This window comes from Mesorhizobium sp. P3_A10 (assembly GCF_056403175.1).
Window position 1 is genome coordinate 54,106 of sequence record NZ_JBFUFZ010000007.1, and the last position, 23,365, is coordinate 77,470.

Annotated in this window: 28 protein-coding genes; 15 read left to right on the plus strand and 13 right to left on the minus strand. The window is 62.1% G+C overall.

What is annotated here, in order from left to right; genetic code table 11:
• Nucleotides 1-2: 2 nt before the first annotated feature.
• Genes AC1DXU_RS23995 through AC1DXU_RS24005 form a run of 3 tightly spaced genes read left to right on the plus strand, consistent with a single transcriptional unit; the run spans nucleotide 3 to nucleotide 2,178 of the window.
• A complete protein-coding gene (locus AC1DXU_RS23995; protein WP_477372985.1) occupies nucleotides 3-857 on the plus strand; it encodes a transglycosylase SLT domain-containing protein in 855 nt (284 codons plus the stop codon).
• A gap of 25 nt (nucleotides 858-882) precedes the next feature.
• Nucleotides 883-1,434 carry a chloramphenicol phosphotransferase CPT family protein gene (locus AC1DXU_RS24000; protein ID WP_477372987.1) on the plus strand — a complete coding sequence of 184 codons (552 nt, stop codon included), beginning with the start codon at nucleotides 883-885 and terminating at the stop codon, nucleotides 1,432-1,434.
• Between the two features lie 6 nt (nucleotides 1,435-1,440).
• Nucleotides 1,441-2,178 (plus strand): class I SAM-dependent methyltransferase, encoded by a 738-nt coding sequence (locus tag AC1DXU_RS24005; protein WP_477372989.1) that lies wholly within the window; start codon nucleotides 1,441-1,443, stop codon nucleotides 2,176-2,178.
• Between the two features lie 4 nt (nucleotides 2,179-2,182).
• Here AC1DXU_RS24005 and AC1DXU_RS24010 read toward each other — a convergent pair whose 3' ends face one another.
• Both AC1DXU_RS24010 and AC1DXU_RS24015 read right to left on the minus strand, forming a co-directional pair.
• A complete protein-coding gene (locus AC1DXU_RS24010) occupies nucleotides 2,183-4,516 on the minus strand; it encodes a response regulator (RefSeq protein ID WP_477372991.1) in 2,334 nt (777 codons plus the stop codon).
• A 103-nt stretch (nucleotides 4,517-4,619) separates the two neighbouring features.
• Nucleotides 4,620-5,204: a TetR/AcrR family transcriptional regulator gene (locus AC1DXU_RS24015; protein ID WP_477372993.1), complete on the minus strand. Its 585-nt coding sequence runs from the start codon at nucleotides 5,202-5,204 to the stop codon at nucleotides 4,620-4,622.
• 103 nt (nucleotides 5,205-5,307) lie between these two features.
• Between AC1DXU_RS24015 and AC1DXU_RS24020 the strand changes: the two genes are divergently transcribed.
• The 3 genes from AC1DXU_RS24020 to AC1DXU_RS24030 are packed head-to-tail and all read left to right on the plus strand — an operon-like array spanning nucleotide 5,308 to nucleotide 8,107.
• Nucleotides 5,308-6,123, plus strand: coding sequence for an oxidoreductase (locus AC1DXU_RS24020; RefSeq protein WP_477372995.1), 816 nt, complete (start codon nucleotides 5,308-5,310; stop codon nucleotides 6,121-6,123).
• Between the two features lie 24 nt (nucleotides 6,124-6,147).
• A complete protein-coding gene (locus AC1DXU_RS24025) occupies nucleotides 6,148-7,071 on the plus strand; it encodes an alpha/beta fold hydrolase (protein ID WP_477372997.1) in 924 nt (307 codons plus the stop codon).
• 31 nt (nucleotides 7,072-7,102) lie between these two features.
• Nucleotides 7,103-8,107: an NADP-dependent oxidoreductase gene (locus AC1DXU_RS24030; RefSeq protein ID WP_477372999.1), complete on the plus strand. Its 1,005-nt coding sequence runs from the start codon at nucleotides 7,103-7,105 to the stop codon at nucleotides 8,105-8,107.
• A gap of 46 nt (nucleotides 8,108-8,153) precedes the next feature.
• Here AC1DXU_RS24030 and AC1DXU_RS24035 read toward each other — a convergent pair whose 3' ends face one another.
• Nucleotides 8,154-8,732: a TetR/AcrR family transcriptional regulator gene (locus AC1DXU_RS24035; RefSeq protein ID WP_477373490.1), complete on the minus strand. Its 579-nt coding sequence runs from the start codon at nucleotides 8,730-8,732 to the stop codon at nucleotides 8,154-8,156.
• Nucleotides 8,733-8,842: 110 nt separating this feature from the next.
• On the opposite strand from AC1DXU_RS24035, the gene AC1DXU_RS24040 reads away from it, so the two are divergent.
• The gene (locus AC1DXU_RS24040; RefSeq protein WP_477373001.1) at nucleotides 8,843-9,631 is read left to right on the plus strand and encodes an SDR family NAD(P)-dependent oxidoreductase; all 789 of its coding nucleotides are present in this window, start codon (nucleotides 8,843-8,845) and stop codon (nucleotides 9,629-9,631) included.
• 124 nt (nucleotides 9,632-9,755) lie between these two features.
• Entirely contained in the window at nucleotides 9,756-10,841 is a 1,086-nt protein-coding gene (locus tag AC1DXU_RS24045) for an alkene reductase (RefSeq protein WP_477373003.1), read from the plus strand.
• 115 nt (nucleotides 10,842-10,956) lie between these two features.
• On the opposite strand, the gene ssuD is transcribed toward AC1DXU_RS24045, so the two are convergent.
• The 6 genes from ssuD to AC1DXU_RS24075 form a co-directional block, all read right to left on the minus strand.
• The gene (gene ssuD / locus AC1DXU_RS24050; protein WP_477373005.1) at nucleotides 10,957-12,099 is read right to left on the minus strand and encodes an FMNH2-dependent alkanesulfonate monooxygenase; all 1,143 of its coding nucleotides are present in this window, start codon (nucleotides 12,097-12,099) and stop codon (nucleotides 10,957-10,959) included.
• 41 nt (nucleotides 12,100-12,140) lie between these two features.
• Nucleotides 12,141-12,989 (minus strand): ABC transporter permease subunit, encoded by an 849-nt coding sequence (locus AC1DXU_RS24055; protein WP_477373007.1) that lies wholly within the window; start codon nucleotides 12,987-12,989, stop codon nucleotides 12,141-12,143.
• Nucleotides 12,986-13,780 (minus strand): taurine ABC transporter ATP-binding protein, encoded by a 795-nt coding sequence (locus AC1DXU_RS24060; RefSeq protein ID WP_477373009.1) that lies wholly within the window; start codon nucleotides 13,778-13,780, stop codon nucleotides 12,986-12,988. Before AC1DXU_RS24060 ends, AC1DXU_RS24055 begins: the two co-directional genes overlap by 4 nt.
• Nucleotides 13,781-13,847: 67 nt before the next feature.
• Entirely contained in the window at nucleotides 13,848-14,855 is a 1,008-nt protein-coding gene (gene tauA, locus AC1DXU_RS24065; RefSeq protein ID WP_477373011.1) for a taurine ABC transporter substrate-binding protein, read from the minus strand.
• 334 nt (nucleotides 14,856-15,189) lie between these two features.
• Nucleotides 15,190-16,068, minus strand: coding sequence for an FkbM family methyltransferase (locus tag AC1DXU_RS24070; RefSeq protein WP_477317878.1), 879 nt, complete (start codon nucleotides 16,066-16,068; stop codon nucleotides 15,190-15,192).
• A 169-nt stretch (nucleotides 16,069-16,237) separates the two neighbouring features.
• On the minus strand, nucleotides 16,238-17,155 hold the full coding sequence (locus AC1DXU_RS24075; protein ID WP_477373013.1) for a polyprenyl synthetase family protein: 918 nt from the start codon (nucleotides 17,153-17,155) through the stop codon (nucleotides 16,238-16,240).
• 79 nt (nucleotides 17,156-17,234) lie between these two features.
• Here AC1DXU_RS24075 and AC1DXU_RS24080 point away from each other — a divergent pair, with 79 nt between their 5' ends.
• The 3 genes from AC1DXU_RS24080 to AC1DXU_RS24090 all read left to right on the plus strand — a co-directional run bounded on the left by AC1DXU_RS24080 (nucleotide 17,235) and on the right by AC1DXU_RS24090 (nucleotide 18,990).
• Entirely contained in the window at nucleotides 17,235-17,996 is a 762-nt protein-coding gene (locus AC1DXU_RS24080) for a biosynthetic peptidoglycan transglycosylase (RefSeq protein WP_477373015.1), read from the plus strand.
• Nucleotides 17,997-18,160: 164 nt separating this feature from the next.
• Complete coding sequence (gene rpmF, locus AC1DXU_RS24085) at nucleotides 18,161-18,343, plus strand: 50S ribosomal protein L32 (RefSeq protein WP_008834724.1); 183 nt, start codon at nucleotides 18,161-18,163, stop codon at nucleotides 18,341-18,343.
• Nucleotides 18,344-18,588: 245 nt separating this feature from the next.
• Nucleotides 18,589-18,990: a hypothetical protein gene (locus AC1DXU_RS24090; RefSeq protein ID WP_477246266.1), complete on the plus strand. Its 402-nt coding sequence runs from the start codon at nucleotides 18,589-18,591 to the stop codon at nucleotides 18,988-18,990.
• Between the two features lie 17 nt (nucleotides 18,991-19,007).
• Here AC1DXU_RS24090 and AC1DXU_RS24095 read toward each other — a convergent pair whose 3' ends face one another.
• The 3 genes from AC1DXU_RS24095 to AC1DXU_RS24105 form a co-directional block, all read right to left on the minus strand.
• Nucleotides 19,008-19,439: a GlcG/HbpS family heme-binding protein gene (locus tag AC1DXU_RS24095; RefSeq protein WP_477317886.1), complete on the minus strand. Its 432-nt coding sequence runs from the start codon at nucleotides 19,437-19,439 to the stop codon at nucleotides 19,008-19,010.
• Nucleotides 19,440-19,635: 196 nt separating this feature from the next.
• Nucleotides 19,636-19,875: a hypothetical protein gene (locus AC1DXU_RS24100; protein WP_477373017.1), complete on the minus strand. Its 240-nt coding sequence runs from the start codon at nucleotides 19,873-19,875 to the stop codon at nucleotides 19,636-19,638.
• Between the two features lie 79 nt (nucleotides 19,876-19,954).
• Entirely contained in the window at nucleotides 19,955-20,482 is a 528-nt protein-coding gene (locus AC1DXU_RS24105) for a winged helix-turn-helix transcriptional regulator (RefSeq protein WP_477373019.1), read from the minus strand.
• Between the two features lie 101 nt (nucleotides 20,483-20,583).
• Between AC1DXU_RS24105 and AC1DXU_RS24110 the strand changes: the two genes are divergently transcribed.
• The 4 genes from AC1DXU_RS24110 to AC1DXU_RS24125 all read left to right on the plus strand — a co-directional run bounded on the left by AC1DXU_RS24110 (nucleotide 20,584) and on the right by AC1DXU_RS24125 (nucleotide 23,031).
• A complete protein-coding gene (locus tag AC1DXU_RS24110) occupies nucleotides 20,584-21,420 on the plus strand; it encodes an alpha/beta fold hydrolase (protein WP_477373021.1) in 837 nt (278 codons plus the stop codon).
• A gap of 122 nt (nucleotides 21,421-21,542) precedes the next feature.
• Nucleotides 21,543-22,199 carry a glutathione S-transferase family protein gene (locus AC1DXU_RS24115; protein ID WP_477373023.1) on the plus strand — a complete coding sequence of 219 codons (657 nt, stop codon included), beginning with the start codon at nucleotides 21,543-21,545 and terminating at the stop codon, nucleotides 22,197-22,199.
• A gap of 11 nt (nucleotides 22,200-22,210) precedes the next feature.
• Nucleotides 22,211-22,555 (plus strand): ArsR/SmtB family transcription factor, encoded by a 345-nt coding sequence (locus AC1DXU_RS24120; protein ID WP_477373025.1) that lies wholly within the window; start codon nucleotides 22,211-22,213, stop codon nucleotides 22,553-22,555.
• 11 nt (nucleotides 22,556-22,566) lie between these two features.
• Nucleotides 22,567-23,031 carry an SRPBCC family protein gene (locus AC1DXU_RS24125; protein ID WP_477373027.1) on the plus strand — a complete coding sequence of 155 codons (465 nt, stop codon included), beginning with the start codon at nucleotides 22,567-22,569 and terminating at the stop codon, nucleotides 23,029-23,031.
• 15 nt (nucleotides 23,032-23,046) lie between these two features.
• Here AC1DXU_RS24125 and AC1DXU_RS24130 read toward each other — a convergent pair whose 3' ends face one another.
• Complete coding sequence (locus AC1DXU_RS24130; RefSeq protein WP_477317898.1) at nucleotides 23,047-23,334, minus strand: ArsR/SmtB family transcription factor; 288 nt, start codon at nucleotides 23,332-23,334, stop codon at nucleotides 23,047-23,049.
• Between the last annotated feature and the right edge of the window lie 31 nt (nucleotides 23,335-23,365).

Consider the following 23,365-nt stretch of genomic DNA (forward strand, 5'->3'; position numbering starts at 1 on the left):
GGATGCAGCGTTTCCTCACGGTGACGCTGACTTTGCTTTGCACCCTGGGCTGGGCGGCAGCCGTTCAGGCCGACCCACCGCAATCCGCCGCCAAAAGATTGATAGGCCGGGTCTGCGACCTGATCGAGACCCATGCCGACCAGAACGGCCTTCCCAGGGACTTCTTCGCCCGGCTGATCTGGAAGGAAAGCCGCTTCGATCCGAATGCGGTCAGCCCGGTCGGCGCCGAAGGCATTGCCCAGTTCATGCCGGGCACCGCCAAGATGCGTGGTCTCGCCAATTCCTTCGACATTGCTCAGGCGATCCCGGCCTCGGCGAAATACCTCGCCGAAATGAGAACCGGTTTTGGCAATCTCGGCCTGGCGGCCGCCGCCTACAATGCCGGCGAAAGCCGCGTGTCGCGCTGGCTAAGCTCCGGCGGCTTCCTGCCGATGGAGACCGAAAGCTATGTTTTCGACATTATGGGCGAGCCGGCTGACAAGTTCACCGACACCGCCTATGCTGGCACCATCCAGCCGCTCGACAAGAAAGCGCCCTTCGCCGTCGCCTGCCGCAAGCTGCCGGTGATCATGTCGGCAACCGTGGCGATGGCCTCGATCAACATCAAGCCATGGGGCGTCCAGGTCGCGGGCAATTTCCGCCGTGGTGCCGCGATCAATCAGTGGATCAGGGTCAGGAGCCGGTTTCCGGCTTTGCTTGGCGGCCATGATCCGGTCGTCAGCCGGGTGCGCACGCCGATCGGTCGGCGCGGCATCTACGCGGTTCGGATCGGCGTCGATGACCGCGCCGCCGCCAATGTCATCTGCCAGAAACTGCAGAGCATCGGCGGGGCCTGTATTGTGGTGCGCAACAGGTAAAACTTCGGAAGGGTGCGCGTTGCAGATGACCGCCAAAATCATCCTTCTCAACGGCGTCGGCAGTGCCGGCAAGAGCTCGATCGCGAGAGCCCTGCAGACAATCGCCGCCGCGCCCTTCCTGCACGTCCAGATGGATGCCTTCATCGACATGCTGCCGGAGGCGCTGCAGGATCATGCCGACGGGTTTTCCTTTGAGACGGTGCTGGAGGACGGCAAGCCGTCGGTGGTGATCAGGAGCGGGCCGGTCGGCGCGCGAACAATGCGCGGCATGCGCCACGCCATCGCCGCCATGGCCGGGCAAGGCAACAATCTCATTGTCGACGACGTGATCTTCAATGACGAGATATCGGAATATGTCGAGTTGCTGTCGGATTTCGACCTGCATCTGGTCGGGGTCATGGCGCCGCTGGAGGTACTCGAGGCACGGGAAGCCACGCGCCCCGACAGGTTGCCAGGGCTGGCGCGCTGTCAGTATGACCGCGTGCACAAGGGCATCCGCTACGATCTCGAAATCGACAGCAGCTCCGCCACCCCGCTGGAATGCGCCAGGCGCATCCAGGAAAAGTTCCAGTTATAGGTTGCCATGACCGACCGCCTCTACAGCGACCCCGACCTCGTCCAGTTCTACGACATCGAGAATGAGCGCGGCGTCGATTTCGACTATTGCGTCCGCTTCGCTGGCGACGCCCGCTCGGTTCTCGATCTCGGCTGCGGCACCGGGCAACTGGCCGCGGCACTTGCCGATGGGCGCAGCGTCACCGGCGTCGATCCAGCCCCGGCGATGCTCGCTATCGCGCGCAGCCGAGCGAGCGGCGAGAGCGTCGATTGGGTCGAGGCCGATGCGCGAAAAGTCCGGCTCGGGCGGCGCTTCGATCTGGTGTTGCTGACCGGACATGCTTTCCAGGTGTTTCTCACGCCAGAAGATCGCAAGGCGGTGCTTGGCACCATCGCGGCGCATCTTGCTCCGGGCGGGCGCTTCATCTTCGACACGCGAAATCCCGCGGTCGAGGAATGGCTGGAATGGACGCCTGAGCGGTCGCATCGGATGCTGGATCATCCCGGACTGGGCACGATCAAGGCATGGAACGATGTCCGGCACGATGCCGCAACCGGCGTCGTCACCTATTCGACCCACTATGAAATCCCGGGCCGCAGGGAGGTTCTGAGCGCCGAATCGAAAATCGCGTTCCCGGAGAAGGACGAGCTTGCCGGCATGCTCGGTGAGGCCGGCCTAGTTGTAGAAGAATGGCTCGGCAGCTGGCTCGGCCAGCCCTATGGTCCTGTGTCGCCGGAGATCATCCCGATCGGCCGGCTGCGCTAACGGGCTATGCCGTCTTTGCCACCACCGTCTCGCTGAGCCAGGTGCCGATCTTGCTGCCGAGGCGATCGGGCGAAACGGGCTTGGGCAGATAGTCGTCCATGCCGGCCTCGATGCATTTGTCACGGTCGCCCTTCAGCGCGTGCGCAGTGACGCCGATGATCGGTGTGTGGCTGCCGGTCGTCGCCTCGATCACCCTGATGGCGCGGGTCGCTTCGTAGCCGTTCATCTCCGGCATGGAGACATCCATCAGCACCAGCTTGGGCCGCAGCGCCCGGTACATCTCGACCGCCGTGCGGCCATTGCCGGCGATGCGGTAGCTCAGGCCGAGACCGTTGAGGATCTGGCCGAAAACCAGCTGGTTGACGTCATTGTCCTCGGCAATGAGGATGTCGATGGGGCCGTTCGGCGTGGCGGTCGATTCCGGTGCGACCGCTGCCGGCATCGCCGGGCCGCGAATGACGGTGAACGCCGGCGGCGCCGCTACGGGGACAACCGGCTCGCGGACGAATTGTGCCTTGCCGACCTGGAAACGGGCTCTCTGGATGACCGAGATGACGGTGCCGAGCAGGACGGCCGAGCGGGCCGGCTTGGTCAGATGCGCGGCGATGCCGAAATCGATGACCATCTTGCCGAAATCGATCTGGTCGACCGAGGTCAGCAGCACGACCGGAATGGCGGACAGGCGGCTGTCCGAGGCAATGGCTCTGGCGACATCGGCGCCGTTCATGCCGGGCATCTGGTAGTCGAGGATGATGCAGTCGACGGCGGCGCCCAACTGGTTGGCGCGGTCGAGGAAGGCCAGGCCGACGGCGCCGCTTTCGGCGGCGGCGCAGTCGAAGCTCCAGCTTCTGAGCTGTTCGAGCAGGATCTCGCGGTTGACCGGATTGTCGTCGATGACCAGCACGCGGGCGCCGGTGACGTCGACCGGCACGATCTCGTCGCGCGCATTCTGCTGATGCGCGGGCACAGGCACGGCAAACCAGAAGACGGAGCCGCGGCCGATTTCGCTTTCGACGCCGATCTTGCCGCCCATCAGGTCGACGAGGCGGGCCGCGATGGCGAGGCCAAGGCCAGTGCCTTCGTGGCGGCGCGTCGACGAACCGTCGACCTGGGCGAATTTTTCGAACACGTTCTGCAGCTTTTCGGCCGGAATGCCGATGCCGGTGTCTTCGACGCGCACCTTGAGCTGGACCAGGCCGTCGACGATTTCGCCGCCGACATCGATCAGCACATGGCCCTTTTCAGTGAACTTCACCGCATTGCCGAGCAGATTGGTGACGATCTGCCGGAACCGGCCGGCGTCGCCGACGACAAAGGCCGGCAGGCGCGGATCGACACGCACGATCAGTTCGAGGTTCTTCTCGGCGACGCGCGCCGACACCAGCGTCGCCACGTCCTCGACCGCTTCGGCGAGACGGAACGGGGCAGGGTCGAGCATCAACTGGCCGGCATTGATCTTGGAGAAATCGAGGATGTCGTTGATGATGGTGAGCAGCGCATTGCCGGATTTGACGATGACGTCGGTGAAGGTCTTCTGGCGCGGGGTCAGCTCGGTCTTGGCGAGCAATTCGGCCATGCCCAGTACGCCGTTCATCGGGGTGCGGATCTCATGGCTCATATTGGCAAGGAATTCCGATTTGGCGCGGTCGGCGGCCTCGGCCTTGAACAGGGATTCGGCGGATTCGGCAAAGGCGCGGCGGATCGCCTTTTCCATCGGCCGGAAAATCCACAGGGCAACGATGGCAAGCACGGCAAACAAAAGCCCGCTCGCCCACAATAGCAGCCTGTCGCCGGAGGCATCGGCCAGATGGCGCTCGTTGTCCATGGCGGTGCGGACGCGGACCAGCATCGGCTGGGCAAACAGATCATTCTGGTTACGGATCTCGCGATAGCTCCATTCGTCGACCTTTTGCGCCACCGACATCAGGTTGAAGTTGCGCACCATGTCGCGTGTCGACCAGAACAGATCGCCGTTGACGGAGGCGGATTCGAGCTCGTTGACGGTCTTGCTGGAGAGGCGCGGCTTGATCGCGGCAATCTGGGCGGTGAGTGTTTCGATCTCACCGGTCAGGCGTTCGGAATGGCCGCGCGCCGATGCGGCCAACCCATCGCGTGTTTCCGCCCGCCAGGCGGTACCGGTCGTTTCGGCGAAGCTGGTGGCGTTGCGCAGGTCGCGGGTGAAGATGACGAGGTTGCTGCTCAGCGCATCGATGTCGTGACGGAAGGAATTTACGCGGTTCAGCGCAAACATCACGGCGGCGGAAGCCAGCGCGAAAATCAGCAATCCCGAGAGATAGCGGATGCGGATCGAGCGGATGAAGAAAGAATATTCCGGCATGCGCAACCCCAACACATACGCATCATTTTAATTGCCGGGATTACGCTTCATTTGCATTAAAATTTCGTTCGTACCGCGCGGCGCAAATCAGTGACTGACCGCTCTAGGAGGCCTTCTCGTCCTCAGACGGCTGGATCAGCGTCCGCGCCGCATCTGCTCCTGCCGCAAGGATGCGGTCCGACAATTCCGTCCCTGCCACCGCGCGGGCCAGCTGAAGCGCGCCGATGAGGGTCGCAAAGACACCCAGCGCCACACCTTCCGGGTCCTTGCCCTGCGGCAGTGCGGCAGACACCTGCCGCACCTGGGTCAGGAAGCGCTGGGTATAGACCTCGCGCGTTTCAGGCGGCTGGCGCGCGATCTCCGGCAGCAGTGCGGCCGACGCGCAGCCCTTGTCTGGATTGTCCCGGTGCTCGGCCGACAGATACGCCTGAATGGCCATTTCCGGACCGCCCGAAGCCAACAACTCCTGAATTTGCTGCGACTGGGCATCCAGGGCCGCCGCCACGCTTTCGCGGATTAGCTCCGCCTTTGATTGAAAGTGCGGGTAGAAGGCTCCGTTCGTCAGCCCGGCGTCGCCCATGATGGTTGCCAGTCCGGAGGCGGCTATGCCGTCACCCCGAAAACGCTGGGCGGCGACCTCCACGATCCGATCGCGGGATGCGTCCTTTCGGCCCTTTTCGTAGCGCATGGCGGCCTTTCCTTTCTGCTATTGCATTATGCTCGTAATGTGATATTATGATCATAATCCAATCAACGGCAAAAAGCTAGCCCTCATGTCTGTGGAGTATCAAATGAGCACCCTTTCGGGAAGAACCGCGATCGTGACCGGAGCCTCCTCGGGCATCGGCCGCGCCAGTGCCGAGGCCCTGGCGCGGGCAGGATATACCGTCTTCGGGACAAGTCGCAGCAAGGCCAGCAGCAGTCCGGCGCAGGTGTCCATGCTGACATGCGACGTGACCGATGGTGACTCCGTCAGCGCCCTCGTTGCAACCGTGCTGGCGCAGACCGGCCGGATCGATCTGCTGGTCAACAATGCCGGTGTCGGCCTGCTTGGCGGCGCCGAGGAATCCTCGGTCGCACAGGTGCAGTCCCTGTTCGACGTCAATCTGTTCGGGGTCATGCGCATGATCAACGCCGTGTTGCCCTCGATGCGGCGGCGTGGCGAAGGGCGCATCATCAACATTGGCTCGATTCTGGGATTGGTACCCGCGCCATACTCAGCGCACTATTCAGCGGTCAAGCACGCGCTCGAAGGCTATTCGGAATCGCTCGATCACGAGGTCCGTGCCTTCAATATTCGTGTCTCGGTCATAGAGCCGGCATTCGTGCGCACCGTCTTCGACCAGAACGGCATCGAGCCGGATTCGCTGTTGAAGGAATACGATCAGGCGCGAGCCGGGCTCAAGGCGCTGCTTGCCGATGTGATGCCCAAAGCCGATCGGCCGGAAGTGGTGGCGGATGTGGTCGTCAAGGCGGCGACCGATGCCCGTCCGCGACGGCGCTACACCGCTGGCAAGGCGGCGCGGCAGGTCAGCCTGCTGCGCCGCTTCGCCCCCGCAGGGATGTTCGACAAGACCTTGCGCAAGCAGTTCCGCCTACCGGTCTGAAACCAGGCGAAGGAGTTCACGCAGATGAGACTGGCAACCACAACACAGTTGGTTAGACACCACAGCACGGAGGTGTCAAACATCCCCCATGCATTCAACCAGCCGCCCCATTCACGGGCATCGTTCCAGGACGCGCCAACGCGCTCTGTCGATGTCGGTGATGCGGCATTCGTTTACAGGGAACTCGGGCCCAGGACCGGCGTGCCGGTGATCCTGCTCAACCATCTGGGCGCTCAGCTGGACAACTTCGATCCCCGTATCGTCGATGGTCTCGCCGCGACCCGGCGGGTGATAGCCTTCGATAACAGAGGCATCGGTGCTTCAGGCGGCAGGACGCCGTCAACCATCTCCGCGATGGCGCGCGATGCCGTCGCTTTTATCCGGGCGCTGGGGTTCGAGGAAGTCGACCTCTTCGGCTTTTCCCTCGGCGGCTTTGTGGCGCAGGAGGTTGTGCTGACCGAGCCGACGCTTGTGCGCAAACTCATCCTGGCCGGCACAGGGCCCGCCGGTGGCGAAGGCATCGACAAGGTGACGCCATTGACGATCGTGGACATGATCAAGGGCGCGCTGACTTTTCGGGATGCGAAATATTATCTGTTCTTCACAAGGACGCCGAATGGCCACCGTGCCGCAAACGCATTTCTGCAGCGGCTGAAAGAGCGTAAGAACAACCGGGACAAGGCGATTTCGCTGAGCGCGTTTGGCGCGCAACTGAAGGCGATCAAGGCCTATGGCCTGCATGCGCCGCAAGATTTGAGCACCATCCGCATTCCTACATTGGTTGCCAATGGCGATCAGGACAGGATGGTGCCGAGCAGCAATACCTACGATCTCGCCAGGCGTATCCCGGGGGCACAGTTGGTGATCTACCCGGATGCCGGGCATGGCGGGGTGTTTCAGAACCACGCCGATTTCGTCTCGAAAGCCCAGTCCTTCCTCGCGGCCTAGCGCCCAAGAAGCAATTTAGAAAGTCACGGCCATGAAAGCATTCGTTGTCGATAAGTATAGCAAGAAGGGCCCTCTGCGGCTGGCCGAGATGCCGAAGCCGGAGCTCGGGGACAGCGATGTCCTGGTCGAGATCCATGCCGCAGCGGTGAACCTGCTGGATTCAAAGATCAAAACCGGCGAATTCAAACTCATCCTGCCCTATCGCCGGCCGTTCATCCTGGGCCACGACGTGGCCGGGAAGGTTGTCGGAGTGGGCTCAAAAGTCCGCAAATTCAAAGCCGGCGACGCTGTCTATTCGCGGCCATGCGACGGCCGGATCGGGACATTCGCCGAATTCATCGCAATCGATGAAGCCGACGTGGCCCTGAAGCCTAAAAATCTCAGCATGGAAGAGGCGGCCTCAATCCCACTGGTCGGCCTGACTGCCTGGCAGGCGCTGATCGAGAGGGCAGGCTTGAAGAAGGGCCAAAAAGTCTTCATCCAGGCTGGCTCCGGCGGTGTGGGGACGTTCGCCATCCAGCTGGCAAAGCATCTCGGCGCGACCGTTGCGACAACGGCGAGCGCGGCGAGTGCCGATCTGGTCAAAGGTCTCGGCGCCGATGTCGTCGTCGACTACAGGAAGGATGACTTCGAGAAAGTCCTGTCAGGCTACGACGTCGTGGTGAATAGCCAGGACGCCAAGACGCTTGAAAAATCCCTGAATGTGCTCAAACCGGGCGGCAAGCTCATCTCCATCTCCGGTCCGCCGGATCCGGAATTTGCCAAGAAGCAGGGACTGAACCTGGTGCTAAGACTGGTGGTGCGCCTGCTGAGCCGTGGTGTGCGGAAAAAGGCCAAAAGCCTCGGCATTCGCTATTCGTTCCTACTCATGCGAGCGCAGGGTCAACAGTTAAGCGAGATCGCCTCCCTGATCGAATCAGGTGTGATCCGCCCCGTCGTTGACAAGGTTTTCCCGTTCGAGAAGACCGGCGATGCCTTGGCCTACGTCGAGACAGGGCGCGCGAGGGGTAAGGTCGTCATCACCATGAAACGATAGCACCTGTATCCACGTTGCTTCCTGTTCGACGCTACAACGCGCTGGCTCATTGACGTTCTGAAACTGCCGAGGCCGGCCGGCGGAGCCCTTCATGGACCCAGGCCAGGGTTTCCGTCAGGATCTCATTCGACAAGTCGGGATCGACCATAGCCCGGGCCAGGATCGTAGCCCCGACCATCGCGGACCAACTTCCGATCGCCCGGCGTCGTCGGTCGGCTTCGGTCGCCTCTGTAGACTTCTCACTCATCCAGTCGAGCTGTGCTCGCACGCCGTCTGTCACCGCCGCACGGGCCTCCGGTGTCTGGCGCAGCGTGTCGGCGACGAGCCCGGCGATAGGACAACCGCCAGCCCTGTTGTCGCGGTGGCGCGGCGACAGATACTCGTCGATGTATGCTCCAAGGGGAAGTGTCGCGCCATTGCGTTCGCCAAGCGCGTGAGCGAGCGCCTGCACGATGAGGTCATCCTTCGAGCTGAAATGACCGTAGAAGCCGCCATGCGTTAGCCCCAAGGCCTGCATGACCTCCGAGACGCCGACTGCCTCAAACCCTTTTTCTCGAAACAATCGGCTTGCGACCTCCAGGATTCTTTGGCGGTTTTCGGCCATCTGTTCGCGGCTCACTTTCATTTCAGATTTCTCCATCTTTGCCATTGACTTTTTCATGATATCTATCATCTTTAGGTCGCAATCATGACCACGATCATAAATATAGCGTTTAATCGAAAGAGAGCAAGAGAATGACTGAGACTCAAACCGTCCTCATCACCGGTGCTTCCGCAGGGATCGGGGCCGCATATGCAGAACGTTTTGCCCGACGTGGGCATGATCTGGTTCTGGTCGCCCGCAACAAGGCAAGACTGGAGGCCCTCTCGGAACAGCTCCGCAATGAACATGGCGTTGCCGTCGATGTTCTGCAGGCCGACGTAACAAACTCGGATGATCTTGCTGCTGTGGAAAGGCGCCTGCGCGACGACCATAGGATAGGGATCCTGATCAACAATGCCGGTGCGAGCCTAGGAGGGACATTTGTGGATCAAACTGCCAGTGATCTGTCCCAGCTTATCGCGCTCAATGCGACGGCGGTTGCGCGCCTCGCCAGCGCCGTCGCGCCACGGTTCATCGAGGCAGGCGCCGGCGCGATCGTCAACGTTTCCTCGGTCGTCGGGCTTGCCCCGGAATTCGGAATGTCCGTCTACGGCGCGACCAAGGCATTCGTGACGTTCCTCTCTCAGGGGCTGAGCCTCGAACTCGGTCCCAAGGGCATTTATGTGCAAGCAGTCTTGCCCGCGGCGACACGAACGGAAATCTGGGAGCTTGCCGGCATCGACGTCAACACGCTCCCGGCCGTGATGGAAGTAGACGAACTCGTAGACGCAGCAATGGTCGGTTTTGACCGGCGCGAGGGTGTAACAATCCCAACGCTGCACGATGCCACCCAGTGGGATGCGTATCACGCCGCGCGCCAAACGATGGTTCCCGAATTCGCACAAGTTCTTGCTGCGGAACGCTACCGCACTGCCCTTTAGCGCCAGCCATGGAAAGCGCCGTGGCGGGACGACAACGTTCCGCCACGTGGACAGGCACGCCGCCTGTCTGCCAGCGCGAAACCTGACATCCCAGAGCCTACAAACTCCAGACGGAAGACGCAAAATGACAGATAACGCCCTTTTTCAACCCTATAGGCTCGGCACTCTGACCTTGGCGAACCGTATCGTCATGGCGCCTTTGACCCGTAACAGAGCCGGCGCCGGATTCGTCCCCGGTGACCTTGCCGCCAAATACTATTCCCAGCGCGCCGCCGCAGGCTTGATCATAACGGAAGGTGCACAGATTTCCCAGCAAGGGCAGGGTTATCAGGATACGCCGGGTATCTATACGCAAACCCAGATCGACGGTTGGCGAAAAGTGACCGACGCAGTGCATTCCAAAGGTGGCCACATCTTTTTGCAGCTCTGGCATGTCGGACGTGTGTCGCATGTGGACCTGCAGCCGAATGGGCAAGCGCCGGTCGCACCCTCCGCCATCAAGCCGGAGACCAAAGTCTTCGTCAACAATGCGTTCGTCGATGTGTCCGAACCTCGCGCGCTCGAACATGATGAAATCCATGGCATCATCTCAGGTTTTCGCCGGGCAGCCGCCAACGCAATTGCTGCAGGCTTCGATGGAGTCGAAGTCCATGGTGCCAACGGCTATCTGCTGGAACAGTTTGCCAAGGACGGTTCGAACGAACGCTCCGATGCCTATGGCGGATCGATCGAAAATCGAGCGCGGATGATACTTGAGGTCGCGACCGCTGTGGCTGCGGAGGTTGGAGCCGAGCGTACGGGTGTCCGCATCTCACCGGTCAACTGGGTCCCTTCGACTGATCCGCAGTCACAATTCAACTACATCGCCGAAAAGTTGGGCCAGATGGGAATTGCGTATCTCCATGTTGTTGAAAGTGCGACAGCCGGATCGCAGGGCGTCGCTGCCTTCAGCTACGCAGACCTCAGAGCAAAATTCGGGAATACCTACATTGCGAACAATGGCTTCGACGTTGAACGCGCATCGTCGCGCCTTTCCCAGGGCTCGGCGGATCTCTTTTCGTTTGGCCGACCCTATATCGCCAATCCTGATCTCGTTGAGCGGCTGAAGACTGCCTTTCCGCTTGCTGAGGTGAATCCGCAGACCATCTATGGCGGCGGCGCCAAGGGATATACTGACTATCCGTTCATGGCTGACTCCAGCAGCACCTGAAAGACGGGCGCCGTGCTGTTGCGCGGCGCCTTCAACATCGTGACCAGAACCAAGGCCCGGGTGGAAGCGCCCGGATAGCCCGTTCGTGCCTTCCCCTCCTGCTCCCGGCAGCACGTCACGAAGCGGACGCTGCGACCTTGGGGCGTCCGAATTCGACGTCCCAGCTGCGCTCCTGGGGTGCGGTCTCGCCGCTCAGCCCGAGTTTTGGGAACAGCAATTCGGCGACGTTGAAGGCCTCTTCCAAATGCGGGTAGGCGGACGCGATGATCGTTTCGATGCCGATCTCCTGATACTCGCGAATGCGCGCGGCAACATTGTCTGGATTGCCAACCAGCGCCGTTCCCGCGCCGCCACGCACCAACCCGGGTCCCGCCCACAGGTTCGGGCCGACAACCAATTTGTCGCGCCGGCCCTGATGCAGCGCCGACATGCGCTTTTGCCCAACGGATTCCGAGATGTGGACAAATCCGTTCTGGGCTTCGACGATCAGGTCGTCGGTGACGTGGCTGATCAGCCGGTCAGCTGCCGCCCAGGCCTCGTCCTCCGTTTCGCGCACGATCAGATGAATGCGAAGGCCGAAGCGGATCGTGCGGCCTTGCGCTGCCGCTGCCTGTCTGACGCGGTCGATCTTTTCGGCGAGCTGGTCCACCGGTTCGCCCCAGCTGAGATAGGCGTCCACATGCTTGGCGGCGATCGCAATGCCGGCGTCGGAGGAGCCGCCGAACCAGAGCGGCGGATGGGGCTGCTGGATCGGCGGGAAGGAAATGTCGGTGCCGTGGGCAGACAGGTACTTGCCCTCGAAATCGGCCGGCTCACCCGAAAGGATCCGCCGCCAGATGGTCAGGAACTCGTCGGTCTGCGCATAGCGCTCGTCATGGCTGAGCTTGTTGCCGTCGCCGGCGAGGTCGGCCGGATCGGCACCGGTGACGACATTGAGCAGGACGCGGCCGCCGGAGATGCGGTCCAGCGTGGCGGCATGACGCGCAAACAGCGCCGGTGTGCCGCTGCCCGGCCGCAGCGCCACGAGGAACTTCAGCCGTTCGGTCAGCGGGATCAGCCCGGCCGCCACGATCCAGGCGTCCTCGCAGCTCGTTCCGGTGGGCAGCAGAACGCCCTTGAAGCCAAGCCGGTCGGCTGCCTGGGCGATCTCCTTGAGATATCCGAAAGTTGCCGGGCGGTGCCGCTCGTCAGTGCCGAGATACGGCCCGTCGCCATGGGTCGGCAGGTACCAGTAGAGGTCGAGTGGCTTGCTGGACATAGGCTTGTTCCTTCAGCGATGCGAAATGTGTGGACCGGGCGTCAGAGCTTGCCCTTCCAGGGGATGAGGCGGTGCTCCAGCCAGCGCATGCCGCTGGTGAAGGCGAAGGCCAGGACAGCGATGACGATGAGGCCGACGAAGACGACGTCGGTGGCGAGGAAATTGGCCGCCGACATGATCATGTAGCCAAGGCCCGACTGGGCCGCGATCAGTTCGGCGGCGACCAGCGTCGACAAGCCGGCGCCGATGGCGATCTTCAGGCCGGTCATGATTTCCGGCAATGCCGACGGCAGGATGATGCTGGTGAACAGTTGCAGGCGGCTGGCGCCAAGCGACAGCGCCGCGTTGATCCGTTCATCGGGCACGGACCGGACACCGGCCTGTGCGGCAAAGCAGACCGGGGCGAAGGTCGAGAGCGACAGCAGCACGATCTTGGAGGTCTCGCCGATGCCCAGCCAGATGATCAGCAGCGGCAGGTAGGCCAGCGGCGGCAAGCCCCAGTAGAGGTCGATCGGAACGCTGAAGATGCCCTTGATCCAGCGGTTGAGCCCCATCAGCAGGCCGAGGGGAATGCCCAGGAAAATGCCGACGCCGAGCGCCGCGGCGATGCGACCAAGGCTGGCCAGCGTGTGCTCGAGCAGCGTGCCGTTGGCATAACCGTCGACCCAGACGGCGCTGAACTGGGCCAGCACCTCGGCCGGCGACGGCAGGAACAGCGGCGACGCCCATTCGAAATGTGCGGCGAGGAACCACAAGGCAATCAGCGACGCCAGAGTGACCAGGCTGATGCCGAGTGTGCTTGTCGACGCAGACCGGCGCGGCGGAGCGGACGGCCTGCGCTGGGTCGTTGAAGCCCGGAATGAAGTGGGGGAGTTGGCGGCAAGCGTCATTGCAAGTTTCCTGTACGGGCGGCTTCCGGCTGGTGGATGAGCGAGCGGATTTCCTGCCGCAGTTCGATGAAGCGCGGATGGGACTGGATCGGCCCGATGTCGCCACTCTCGGCGAACTCGCGAACGAAGTCGGCCTCGAAGCGGGCAACGATGCGGCCGGGCCTCGGCGACATCACGACGATGGTGGTGCCGAGCGTCAGGGCTTCCTCGATCGAATGGGTGATGAACAGGATCTGCTTGCCGGTCTTGGCCCAGACCGAGGCCAGAAGCTGCTGCATCGTCTCGCGCGTCAGGCTGTCGAGGGCGCCGAACGGTTCGTCCATCAGAAGAATCTTCGGATCGGTGGCCAGCGCCCGCGCGATGCCGACGCGCTGGCGCATGCCGCCGGACAGTTCATAGGGCGGCTTTTCGGCGAAATCGGCGAGCCCGACCAGTTCCAGCAGACGCCTTGACCGCTCATGGCGTTCGTTGCGCCGCACGCCCCGGTATTTCAGGCCGAGCGCGACATTGTCCAGCACGTTGGCCCAGGGCAGCAAGGTGTCCTTCTGGAAGACGACGCCACGATCGCCGCCGGGCTCGACAATCTCCTTTCCGTCCAGTGTGATCGTGCCTTCGGTGAGCGGCAGGAAGCCGGCGATGGCGTTGAGCAATGTCGACTTGCCGCATCCGGACGCACCGACCGCGACAACGATGGAATCGGGAGCGATATCGAGCGAGACGTGATCAAGCGCGTGCACGTCCTGGCCATCCGAGGCCGGGAAGGTGACGCTGGCATCGCGGATTCGAAGCATGGTGGCCTCCAAGCAGTCTGGCTGGCGGGAATTCCGCCAGCCAGAACCTGAATGTTGTCAGTGATTTCTAGTTCGAGGCCTTGGCGGCCTCCACATATTGCGGATCGGCGGCTGCGGCGTAGCTGTCCTTGATGGCGGTGATCTTCTTCTGGTCCTTCAGGAAGCCCGCAGTGTCCTTGAGGATTTTCGCAACGGCGCCCTTCTCACCACCGCCCAGCCATTTGTCGGACACCTGCTCGTCGAGCGGCGGAACGACTGTCGTCTTCAACTGCTCCGAATTCTCAGCCGCCGTACCGCCTTGCAGTTTTGCGATCAGCTTGGCGCTCTCGGACTCGGGTCCCCATGCGGCCGGGTTGCTCAGATAGGCCGTGTTGTAGCCGTCGATCAGCCGGACATACTGGCCGAGGAAGTCGGGATTGGCCTTGGCGAAATCGCCGGTCACCACCAGCGCGCTGAAGGTCGGCGCGCCACGATCGGCGACCTGGCCGGCTGTGAGCAGGACCTTGCCGTCCTTCTTGAGTTCGGAGAGTGCCGGATCCCAGACGAAGGCACCGTCAATGTCACCGCGCTTCCAGGCGGCGACGATTTCGGGCTGGGGAATGGCGATGACCTGGGTTTCTTTCTCCGAAATGCCTTCCTGCTTGAGGACGGCGAGAAGCTGGTAGTGGTCGGTCGAGACGGGTGCCGCGGCAAGCTTCTTGCCGCGCAGGTCGGCCGGCGACTTGATATCGGGCCGCACCACGAGCGCTTCGCCGTCACGGGAGACCGAGGAGATGTAGAACGCCTTCACGTCGAGGCCCCTGCTGACGGCAGCGGCGAACGGGCTCGATCCGACATCGCCGATCTGGACGTCGCCGGATGCGATGGCGGCGGAAATATCAGCACCGGAATTGAAGCGGCGGAATTCGATTTCCCAGCCGGTCTTCTGGGCAAGATCGCCATTGGCGATGCCGAGATTGTAGGGGTTGGCTCCGGTCTGATAGGCGATGACGACTTTCTTATCGGCGGCAAGGGCTGCGGCGGAAGTGGCCGCCAAAGCAAGCCCGACAAGGGCAGCGGAAATCAGTTTTCTCATGGCATTTAATCCTTTTGAACAGAGGGCAAGTCCCTCGATTGCCCGCTCTGGCCGAGAGCGTTGGATTAAAGTCCACTTAACTTATAGACTTAGATAGAAATGGAATTCTGAAAATCAGCTCGCGCTTAAAAAAGAATTCGGATTGGACGGCAGGCCGTCGCTTCAGGACTGTCGCATACGCAAAATGCGGAGCTTCTTGCTGGTTTTACAGGTTGCCTGGAAAAAGAGCGCAAGCGGCAATCGGAGATGGCTTCGACGGACGGTTCTCGACGTCAATCTCCCTTTGTCGCCTTTGTCGCCTTTGTCGCGCACTGGCGCTCCGGCCGTCGCTCCATCACGGAGTGAGAGGATTTCCTTGCAGGAGGTGTAGCGCAGACGCCGAAGCACTTTGCAACGGCAAGGGCGGAAGGTTGGAGAACATATGATCCCAATGATGCTGGGCCACTTTCGTAAGCGTGTCCGGCACGCAATCCTTCAATCGATCTTCGAACCCGGGAAAAACCTCGACCTGCAGATAAATTTCGTTCTCCGCGAGCAGCCGCCGCATTCCAGCAAGCACCCGCGCCTCACTTCCTTCCACGTCGATTTTGACGAACAGGATCGCGCCTTTGACGTCCAGCAATTCGTCAAGAGTGACCACCTGGACGGGTTCGGAGTCTTCGCTGGATTCCTGTATCATTGCGCCGCCGCGATTGCCGTCGGCAATCGACGTGCTGCGCAGCAGTCTCGCCGTGCCCGGTTTGTCCAGAACGGCCGCCTTGATGCGCTTGATGTCGTAGCTGGCTCCATTGAGAAACATCTGCGCTTCCAACTGCGCGAAGTTGTTTGCGTCCGGCTCGAAGCAAAGTATCTCGTCAAACACCCCCAGGCGCCACATCTTGAGGCTATACAGGCCCCAATAGGCGCCGACATCGAGAAACAGTTTGCGCCGCGGGTTGCCTTTGAGGGCTCGCGCTGCGTCGATCATCAGGCCGATTTGTGTGGCCTCCCAAGCCCCATGGTCCAGCATCTCCCGGTCGACCAGCGAGGAAGGGTCGAGCAGTAGCCGAAGATCGCCCCGTTGCACAACGGTGGCCCCGTCGCGCCGATACAGTTCGGACACGATCCCTCCAAGGCGTCGTGCCTCTTGCTCGGCAAAGCGAAGCTCGCGACGAAGTCGCCTCACATGAGGGATGCGTTCGAGCGCCCATTTTGCAAAGGCGGGGGTTCTCATCGTCGGTTGCCAATTTCCATCCGGAAAGCCTACAGGCGATGCAGATTGCGTGGCAAATGATATCCGCCAGAGCTGCGTCGAGGCCCAAGCGGCGGTCATTCTATGACCACTGGTGGCGCAACGCAGACAATTCCAAAACCGGTCTTCCGACGATTTGACCGGCGCAGTCTCAGTTGTTGCGGGCCGCGACGAACTTTGCCGCAGCTTTGAGCAGAACCGCCTGTTCGCCATAGGGTTCGAGCAGCGCGTGGGCCTGGTCTACGAGGCCGTGGAGCTGCTCGCGCGCCCATTTGGCGCCATGCAGCGCCACCAGCGTCGCCTTGCCGGCGGCCGCATCCTTGCCGGTGGCCTTGCCCATCTGGCTGATATCAGCCGTCAGGTCGAGCAGGTCGTCGGCAAGCTGAAAGGCAAGTCCGATCGCCGAGCCGAATTCGGCCAGCCGGTCGCGGTCTTCGCGTGGCGCGCCGGCAATGATGGCGCCCGCCTCGCAAGCGAAGCGGATCAGCGCGCCAGTCTTCATCGCCTGCAGCCGGATGATGCCGGCCTCGTCGGGCCTGATACGCTCGGCTTCGAGGTCGAGCATCTGGCCGCCGACCATGCCGCCGGCGCCGGCGGCGCGGGCCATTGCAAGCACCAGCGCTGCCCGGCGCTCCGCCGGTAGTGCCGTCGCCTCGTCGGCGAGGATGTCGAAGGCGAGCGTCAGCAAGGCGTCGCCGGCAAGGATGGCGGTGGCCTCGTCGAAAGCCTTGTGCACGGTCGGCTGGCCGCGGCGCAGGTCGTCATCGTCCATGGAAGGCAGATCGTCATGGATCAGCGAATAGCAATGCACGCATTCGAGCGCTGCCGCCACGCGCAGTGCCGCCTCGCCATCGGCGGCAAACAGGGCGGCACTTTCCATGACCAGGAAGGGGCGCAGACGCTTGCCGCCGTTCAGCACACCGTGGCGCATGGCTGCCATCAGGTGTTCCGGGCGAGCGATCTCACCGGAAAGCGTGCGTGCGTCGAGAAGCCGCCGCAGCAGCGCCTCCAGCGCGCCTGCGCGCGCGCCAAGCAAGGCTTCGAAGGCGATTTGGTCGTCTTTCGTCATGGCCGGGAGCGGTAGCCGACACTCAGACGTTGCGCAAGAAGCCAAGCGCCATTATGCCGGAGCAGGGGTGTAGCACGGGTTGGGCGGCTTGGCGGAACCGATCGTCGATCAAGAAACCGAAGGGCTGGACATGGCGGCGAGACCGAAAGGCGGCAACCGCATCGGTCTCAAACGCTGGGTCCGGCGCGGCATTGTCGTGGCTGCCGTACTGGCGCTGATCCCGACGGTGCTGACTTTTCTCTACATGCCGTCCTTCGTGCATCCGGTGTCGACATTGATGCTGAAGGATCTGGCGACGTTTTCCGGCTACGACCGGCGCTGGGTTTCGATCGACGATGTGGCGCCGGTGCTGGCCAATTCGGTGATCATGTCGGAGGACGGGCAGTTCTGTTTCCATCGCGGCGTCGATCTTGGCGAGTTGCGCGGGGTCGTCGACGATGCGTTGGCCGGCGAGATGACGCGCGGCGCCTCGACCATCACCATGCAGACGGTGAAGAACCTCTATCTGTGGTCGCGGCCGCTTGGCTCGGTGCGCAAAATCGTCGAACTGCCGCTGGCGGTCTATTTCGACGCGGTGCTGTCAAAACGGCGGATCATGGAAATCTATCTCAACATCGCCGAGTGGGGACCGGGCATCTATGGCATCGAAGCCGCCGCCCAGCATCATTTCGGCGTCTCGGCAAAACGGCTGACACGGCGCCAGGCGGCGCTGCTGGCCGTCAGCCTGCCCAACCCGATCACCCGCAACCCGGCCAAGCCCGGACCAGGGCTGAGACGGCTGGCGGCGCTGATCGAGCGGCGCGCCGGAAGGTCCGGCGCCTATGTCGGCTGTCTTCAATAGACTTGCGGCTTCAAAAGTCTGGCGGCTTCAAAAAAATTCGGCACAGTGCTGGCCAAAACCACATCAGGCGTGTATAGGCACCCGACTTCTTCAGATTTCGGCCCCTGACACGGCCCTTTCACGAGGGCGGGCGGGGCTTTTTGACCATGTAATGGAGCATATCCATGGCCGTTCCGAAACGTAAAACCTCTCCGTCCAAGCGCGGCATGCGCCGCTCGGCCGACGCCCTCAAGGCCCCGACCTATGTCGAGGACAAGAATTCCGGCGAAATGCGCCGTCCGCACCATATCGACCTGAAGACCGGCATGTATCGCGGTCGCCAGGTGTTGACGCCCAAGGAAAGCTGAGACCAGCTTTTCCGAAGGTTTGAGTTCTAAAAGGACCGGCCAGTGGCCGGTCTTTTTGTGTCTGGCAGCCGGTCGCCGAACTGAATGGGGCTGGAGCGTCCGGGCAGCTCCGCCGGATGCCGGCCGGGTTCAGTGACATCGTTGTTTCGCGCGGTTTTTTTCCGTGTTTGCGGTTGTTTACGAAAATTCTTGACGGCGGGCGCCGGGCGCATACTACAGAAGGCAGTCCAATCCGGAGCCGTCCGATGTTCGGTGCCATTCCGCTGCTGATCGTGCCTTTCGTGCTCTACAATCTCGGGCTTTTAGGGATATTCGGCAGCGGCGACGATCCGTGGGCGAGTGAAATCTTCTCGTTCAAGATGATGTCGGGCGGGGTGTTCTCGATGACGCTCGGCGACCTGATGGTGCTGATTGGGCTGGTCTTCCTGTTCCTCGAAATGGTGAAGTCGGTGCGCACCACAAACGCCTCGATCATGGACCATCTCTTGTCGACGCTGGTCTTCGTCGCCTTCCTGGTCGAATTCCTGTTGGTGAAGGGCGCGGCGCACTCCGTCTTCTTCACGCTGATGCTCATCGCGCTGTTCGACGTGCTTGCCGGCTTCTCCGTCTCGATGCGGTCAGCCAGCAGGGATATCAACCTGAACTAGGCTGCGATCCTGCAAGCTCAACCCGGGTCGGCTGTGAAACCAGCGGCCTCGATGCCGGCGATGGCGGCGGCCTCGTCATTGTCCGACGTGTCGCCGGAAATGCCGACCGCGCCGATGACGACGCCCGCCTTGTCGCGGATCAGCACGCCGCCGACCACCGGCAGGACGCGTCCGCCCGACACGTCGGAGATGCCGGCGACCAGGTGTGGGCGTTCCTTGGCGAAAGCCTCGACGCGGCGCGAGCCCATGCCGATGGCGAGCGCGCCATAGGCCTTGCCGGCCGACATTTGCGGGCGCAGGAACGAGGCGCCGTCCTGACGCTGGAAGGCGACCAGATGAGCGCCGGCGTCGAGCACTGAGACACCCAACGGCCTGAACTTCAATTCGGCACCCTTGGCAAAGGCGGCGTCAATGATTTGCTTGGCTTTGTCGAGCGTCAGGGCGGTCATGGCAGTCTCCTGTTGGAACACGCGATTCATTGACCGGGAGCGGGAGGAATGAAATCCCGGTTGCAGTTGAAATTGCTTCGCGTGAAAAGGCGTAGTGGAGGCCGATGGCATTCTGGACCATGCCGTTGGCGGGCACCGTCCTGATATGGCGTTGCCGTGCGCCTGCTTCCAGGCCTGCTGTAGAAGACGGGGGTTTCTAGGCGATTTTTTTCTTGGCGCGCGACGGCTTCTTCACCGGGGCCGCAGGCGCATTGGCGAGGTCTTCGGCTTCCTTGGCGAGGCGCAGCGCCCTCAGCTTATTGGTCTTGGCCTGGCGGGCATCGCTCTCGGCGACATATTCCGCCATCGCCTTCTGGCGGACCGTGGCTGCTTCTTCCTGCTTCTTGAAACGCGAATCGGCCCGCGCGCGGGCAGTGTCCTTAGAGTTCTCAACCAAGTGCGTTTTCCAATCCCGTAAATTATGATTTTCAGTCACTTGATAGCAGAGCCGGCCTGCAAATAGCAAAATAAGTTGGTCAGGAGCCCGGTTGACGCCCAGCCGCCTGCGCCTTGCGGGCGACCACGGCCTCGTATGCGGCCTGCAAGGTGGCGCGGACAGTAGGGCTGGCCGACGCCTTGAGAGGCGCCCCCAGATGGTCGTGGCGCAACTCATCCATGAACCGTTCCCATAGTGGCGGGCCGCCTTTTTCCAGTAGCTCGGCGCGGATCGAGAGTTCCTCGCTGACCGGCAGCCAGATACGGCCCCAGGCGCCGAGATGGGCCAGGATCGGCACCAGCGTTATCGCCATTTCGGTCAGGCTGTAGATCGCCTTCTGCTTGTGGCTGGGATCGTCGGCCTTGGTCAGCATGCCCAATTCCATCAGCCGCTTCAGCCGGTCGGCGAGGATGTTTGAGGCGATGCCTTCCATTGAGCCGTTGAGCAGTTCGCGAAAATGGCGTCTGCCGCCAAAAATCATGTCACGAAGGATGATCAGGCTCCAGCGGTCGCCAAACACCTCGAGCGACAGATTGATCGGGCATCCGGACCGGTGATCGAGGCTCATGCGACTCTCCAGAAAAAACTGGTTGCATTATCGTATCGGTTTTATTATCGTGCAACCGATTGCAAAATGCAATCAGTTTGAGATGCGGAGAGGAGATCCCCATGACAAAGACTGAAGCACCCGAGATCGCGTCGCAGACGTTTGGCGACCCCGCACATCCGGCGCTGCTGCTGATCATGGGCGCCATGGCCTCGATGCTGTGGTGGCCGGAGGCGTTTTGCCGAAAGCTCGCCGGCGAAGGTCGTTTCGTGATCCGCTATGACAACCGCGATACCGGCCTGTCGACCAAATATGCGCCCGGCGCGCCGCCCTACACATTCGATGACATGGCCGACGATGCCATTCGTGTTCTCGACAATCATGGCATCCAAAGCGCGCATGTGGTCGGCATGTCGATGGGCGGCATGATCGCGCAGTTTGTGGCGTTGAAGCATCCTTCGCGTGTCATCTCGCTGACGGTGATCAGCAGTTCGCCGGTGGGGATCGACACGTCGCATCTGCCTGGGACGACCGAGGCTTATATCGAGCACTCGGCCGCAGGCGCCGATGTCGACTGGTCGAACCGCGACCAGGTGGTCGGCTTCATCGTCAAGGACGCACGCGCGATCGCCAGCACCGCGCATCCGTTCGACGAGACGCGGATGAGGGCGTTCGTCGAACAGGACTACGACCGATCCAGCGGGTTTTTGAGCGCCACCAATCATTTCATGCTGAAAGGCGGCGAGGACTGGAAAGGACGCCTGCACGAGATCAGGACTCCGCTTCTCGTCCTCCACGGGACGTCAGATCCGATCTTTCCGGTCGAGCATGGCGCAGCCCTTGCCGAAGCCGTGCCCGACGGACAGCTTATCCGCATCGAAGGCGGCGGCCACGAACTGCATCCGCAGGATTGGACAACGATCGTCGCTGCTATCGTCGCCCACACTCAAGCCAGATAAGTGCCCGAGCCGGACCTTGACACCAAATGGCCGCGGCAATAGTTAAGTAAATGCTTCAGTGTTAAGCTCTGCCGCCTAAGCAAGGCCAGATCTGCAAACCACGAAAAGAGACGAGCAAGACAATGTCCCTGATGATGCATCTCCATCCGCTGGCGTCCTTCTGCTGGAAGCCGCTGATCGCGCTTTACGAGAACGGCACGCCGTTCGCCGCCCTGATCGTCGATCTCGGCGACGAGCAATCACGCGCGGCCTTCCTGAGGATATCGCCGACCGGCAAGATGCCGGCGCTGCGCGACGATGCGCGCGACCGCACGGTGCTGGAATCGACCATCGTCATCGAATATCTGGCCGCGCACTATCCCGGTCCGGTCGACCTCGTTCCCGCCGACATCGACCTGGCGCTGGCAGTTCGTCAGGCCGATCGTTTCTACGATTTCTACGTGCAGGCGCCGATGCAGAAGATCGTCGCCGACAGGCTGCGGCCGCAGGACAAGACCGACCCGTTCGGGGTCGAGGAGGCGCGCGCGCAATTGCGCAATGCCTACGCCATCATCGAGCAGGAGATGCAATCGAGGACCTGGGCGACCGGCGAGGCCTTCACCATGGCCGACTGCGCTGCGGCGCCGGCATTGTTCTACGCCAACAAGGTGGAGCCGCTGGGTGACAAATACCCGGCTGTGAGGCGCTATCACGACCGGTTGCTGCAGCGCCCGTCGGTCGCCCGCGTCATCGAGGAAGCGCAGCCTTACTTCAAACTCTTTCCCTACAATAACGGTTGAGGCGAACGCCGATGCTGCACGATCCCGCCCAGCTCGACCTGATGTTCCAGGCGCTTGCCGACCCGGCGCGGCGCAGCATGGTCGAGCGGCTGTCGCGGGGACCCGCTTCGGTCAGCCAGCTGGCCGAGCCGCTGGCGATGTCGCTGTCGGCGGTCGTCCAGCACCTCAATGTGCTCGAGGCAAGCGGCCTCGTGCGCACGGAGAAACTCGGCCGGGTGCGCACCTGCCAGATCGAACCGAAGGCGCTGCGGAGCGCCGAGCACTGGATCAACGAGCGGCGCCTGACCTGGGAGAGCCGGCTTGACCGGCTGGGCGACTTCCTGGCGCAGGCCAAAGACGAAATCGACGAGACCTAGAGGAGTCCAGCATGATCGAACGATCCGTCGTCCATTCCACCTTCGTCATCGAGCGCTTCTATCCGGCAGCGCCGGCGAAGGTCTATTTCGCGCTCAGCAATCCGGCCGCCAAGCGACGCTGGTTTGCCGACCCGGACAGTCCGAACCCCAGCAGGCACGAGATGGACTTCCGCGTCGGCGGCAGGGAGATCAATGCCGGCGGGCCGAAGGACGGGCCGATCCATGTCTACAACGCCGTCTACCAGGACATCGTGCCGAATGAGCGAATCGTCTACAGCTACGACATGCTGTTTGGCGAGGTTCGGATCTCGGTGTCGCTGGCAACGATCGAACTTCGCCCGGAGGGCAAAGGCACGCGGCTGGTCTTGACCGAGCAAGGCGCCTTTCTCGACGGCCATGACAAATCTGCGACCCGCGAACATGGCACAGGCGTGCTGCTCGATATGCTGGGCGCAGCACTGGCCGCCGAGGGCTGACAGCGGCTCGACGCCTCAGCTTCCCGGCGTTCCAAGCTGCTCGGCTTCCCAGAACTGGTCGAGCCAGATGTTGAGTTTCAGGAAGCCGGCAGTGCTGACTGTATAGACGCGTCGCGTGCCTTCGGCCTTGGCGTTGACCAGTCCGGCCTCGAGCAGCACCTTGAGATGTTGCGAAACGGCCGGGCGCGACACCGGCAGTCCGGCAGCCAGTTCATTGACTGTCTTCGGCCCGCGCCGGAGCTCTTCGAGAAGATGGCGCCGATTGGGATCGGCAATCGCCAGGAAGGCGTCGGAAAAGATCATGCCTCATTTGTGAGGCAAAGTTTTCCGAATC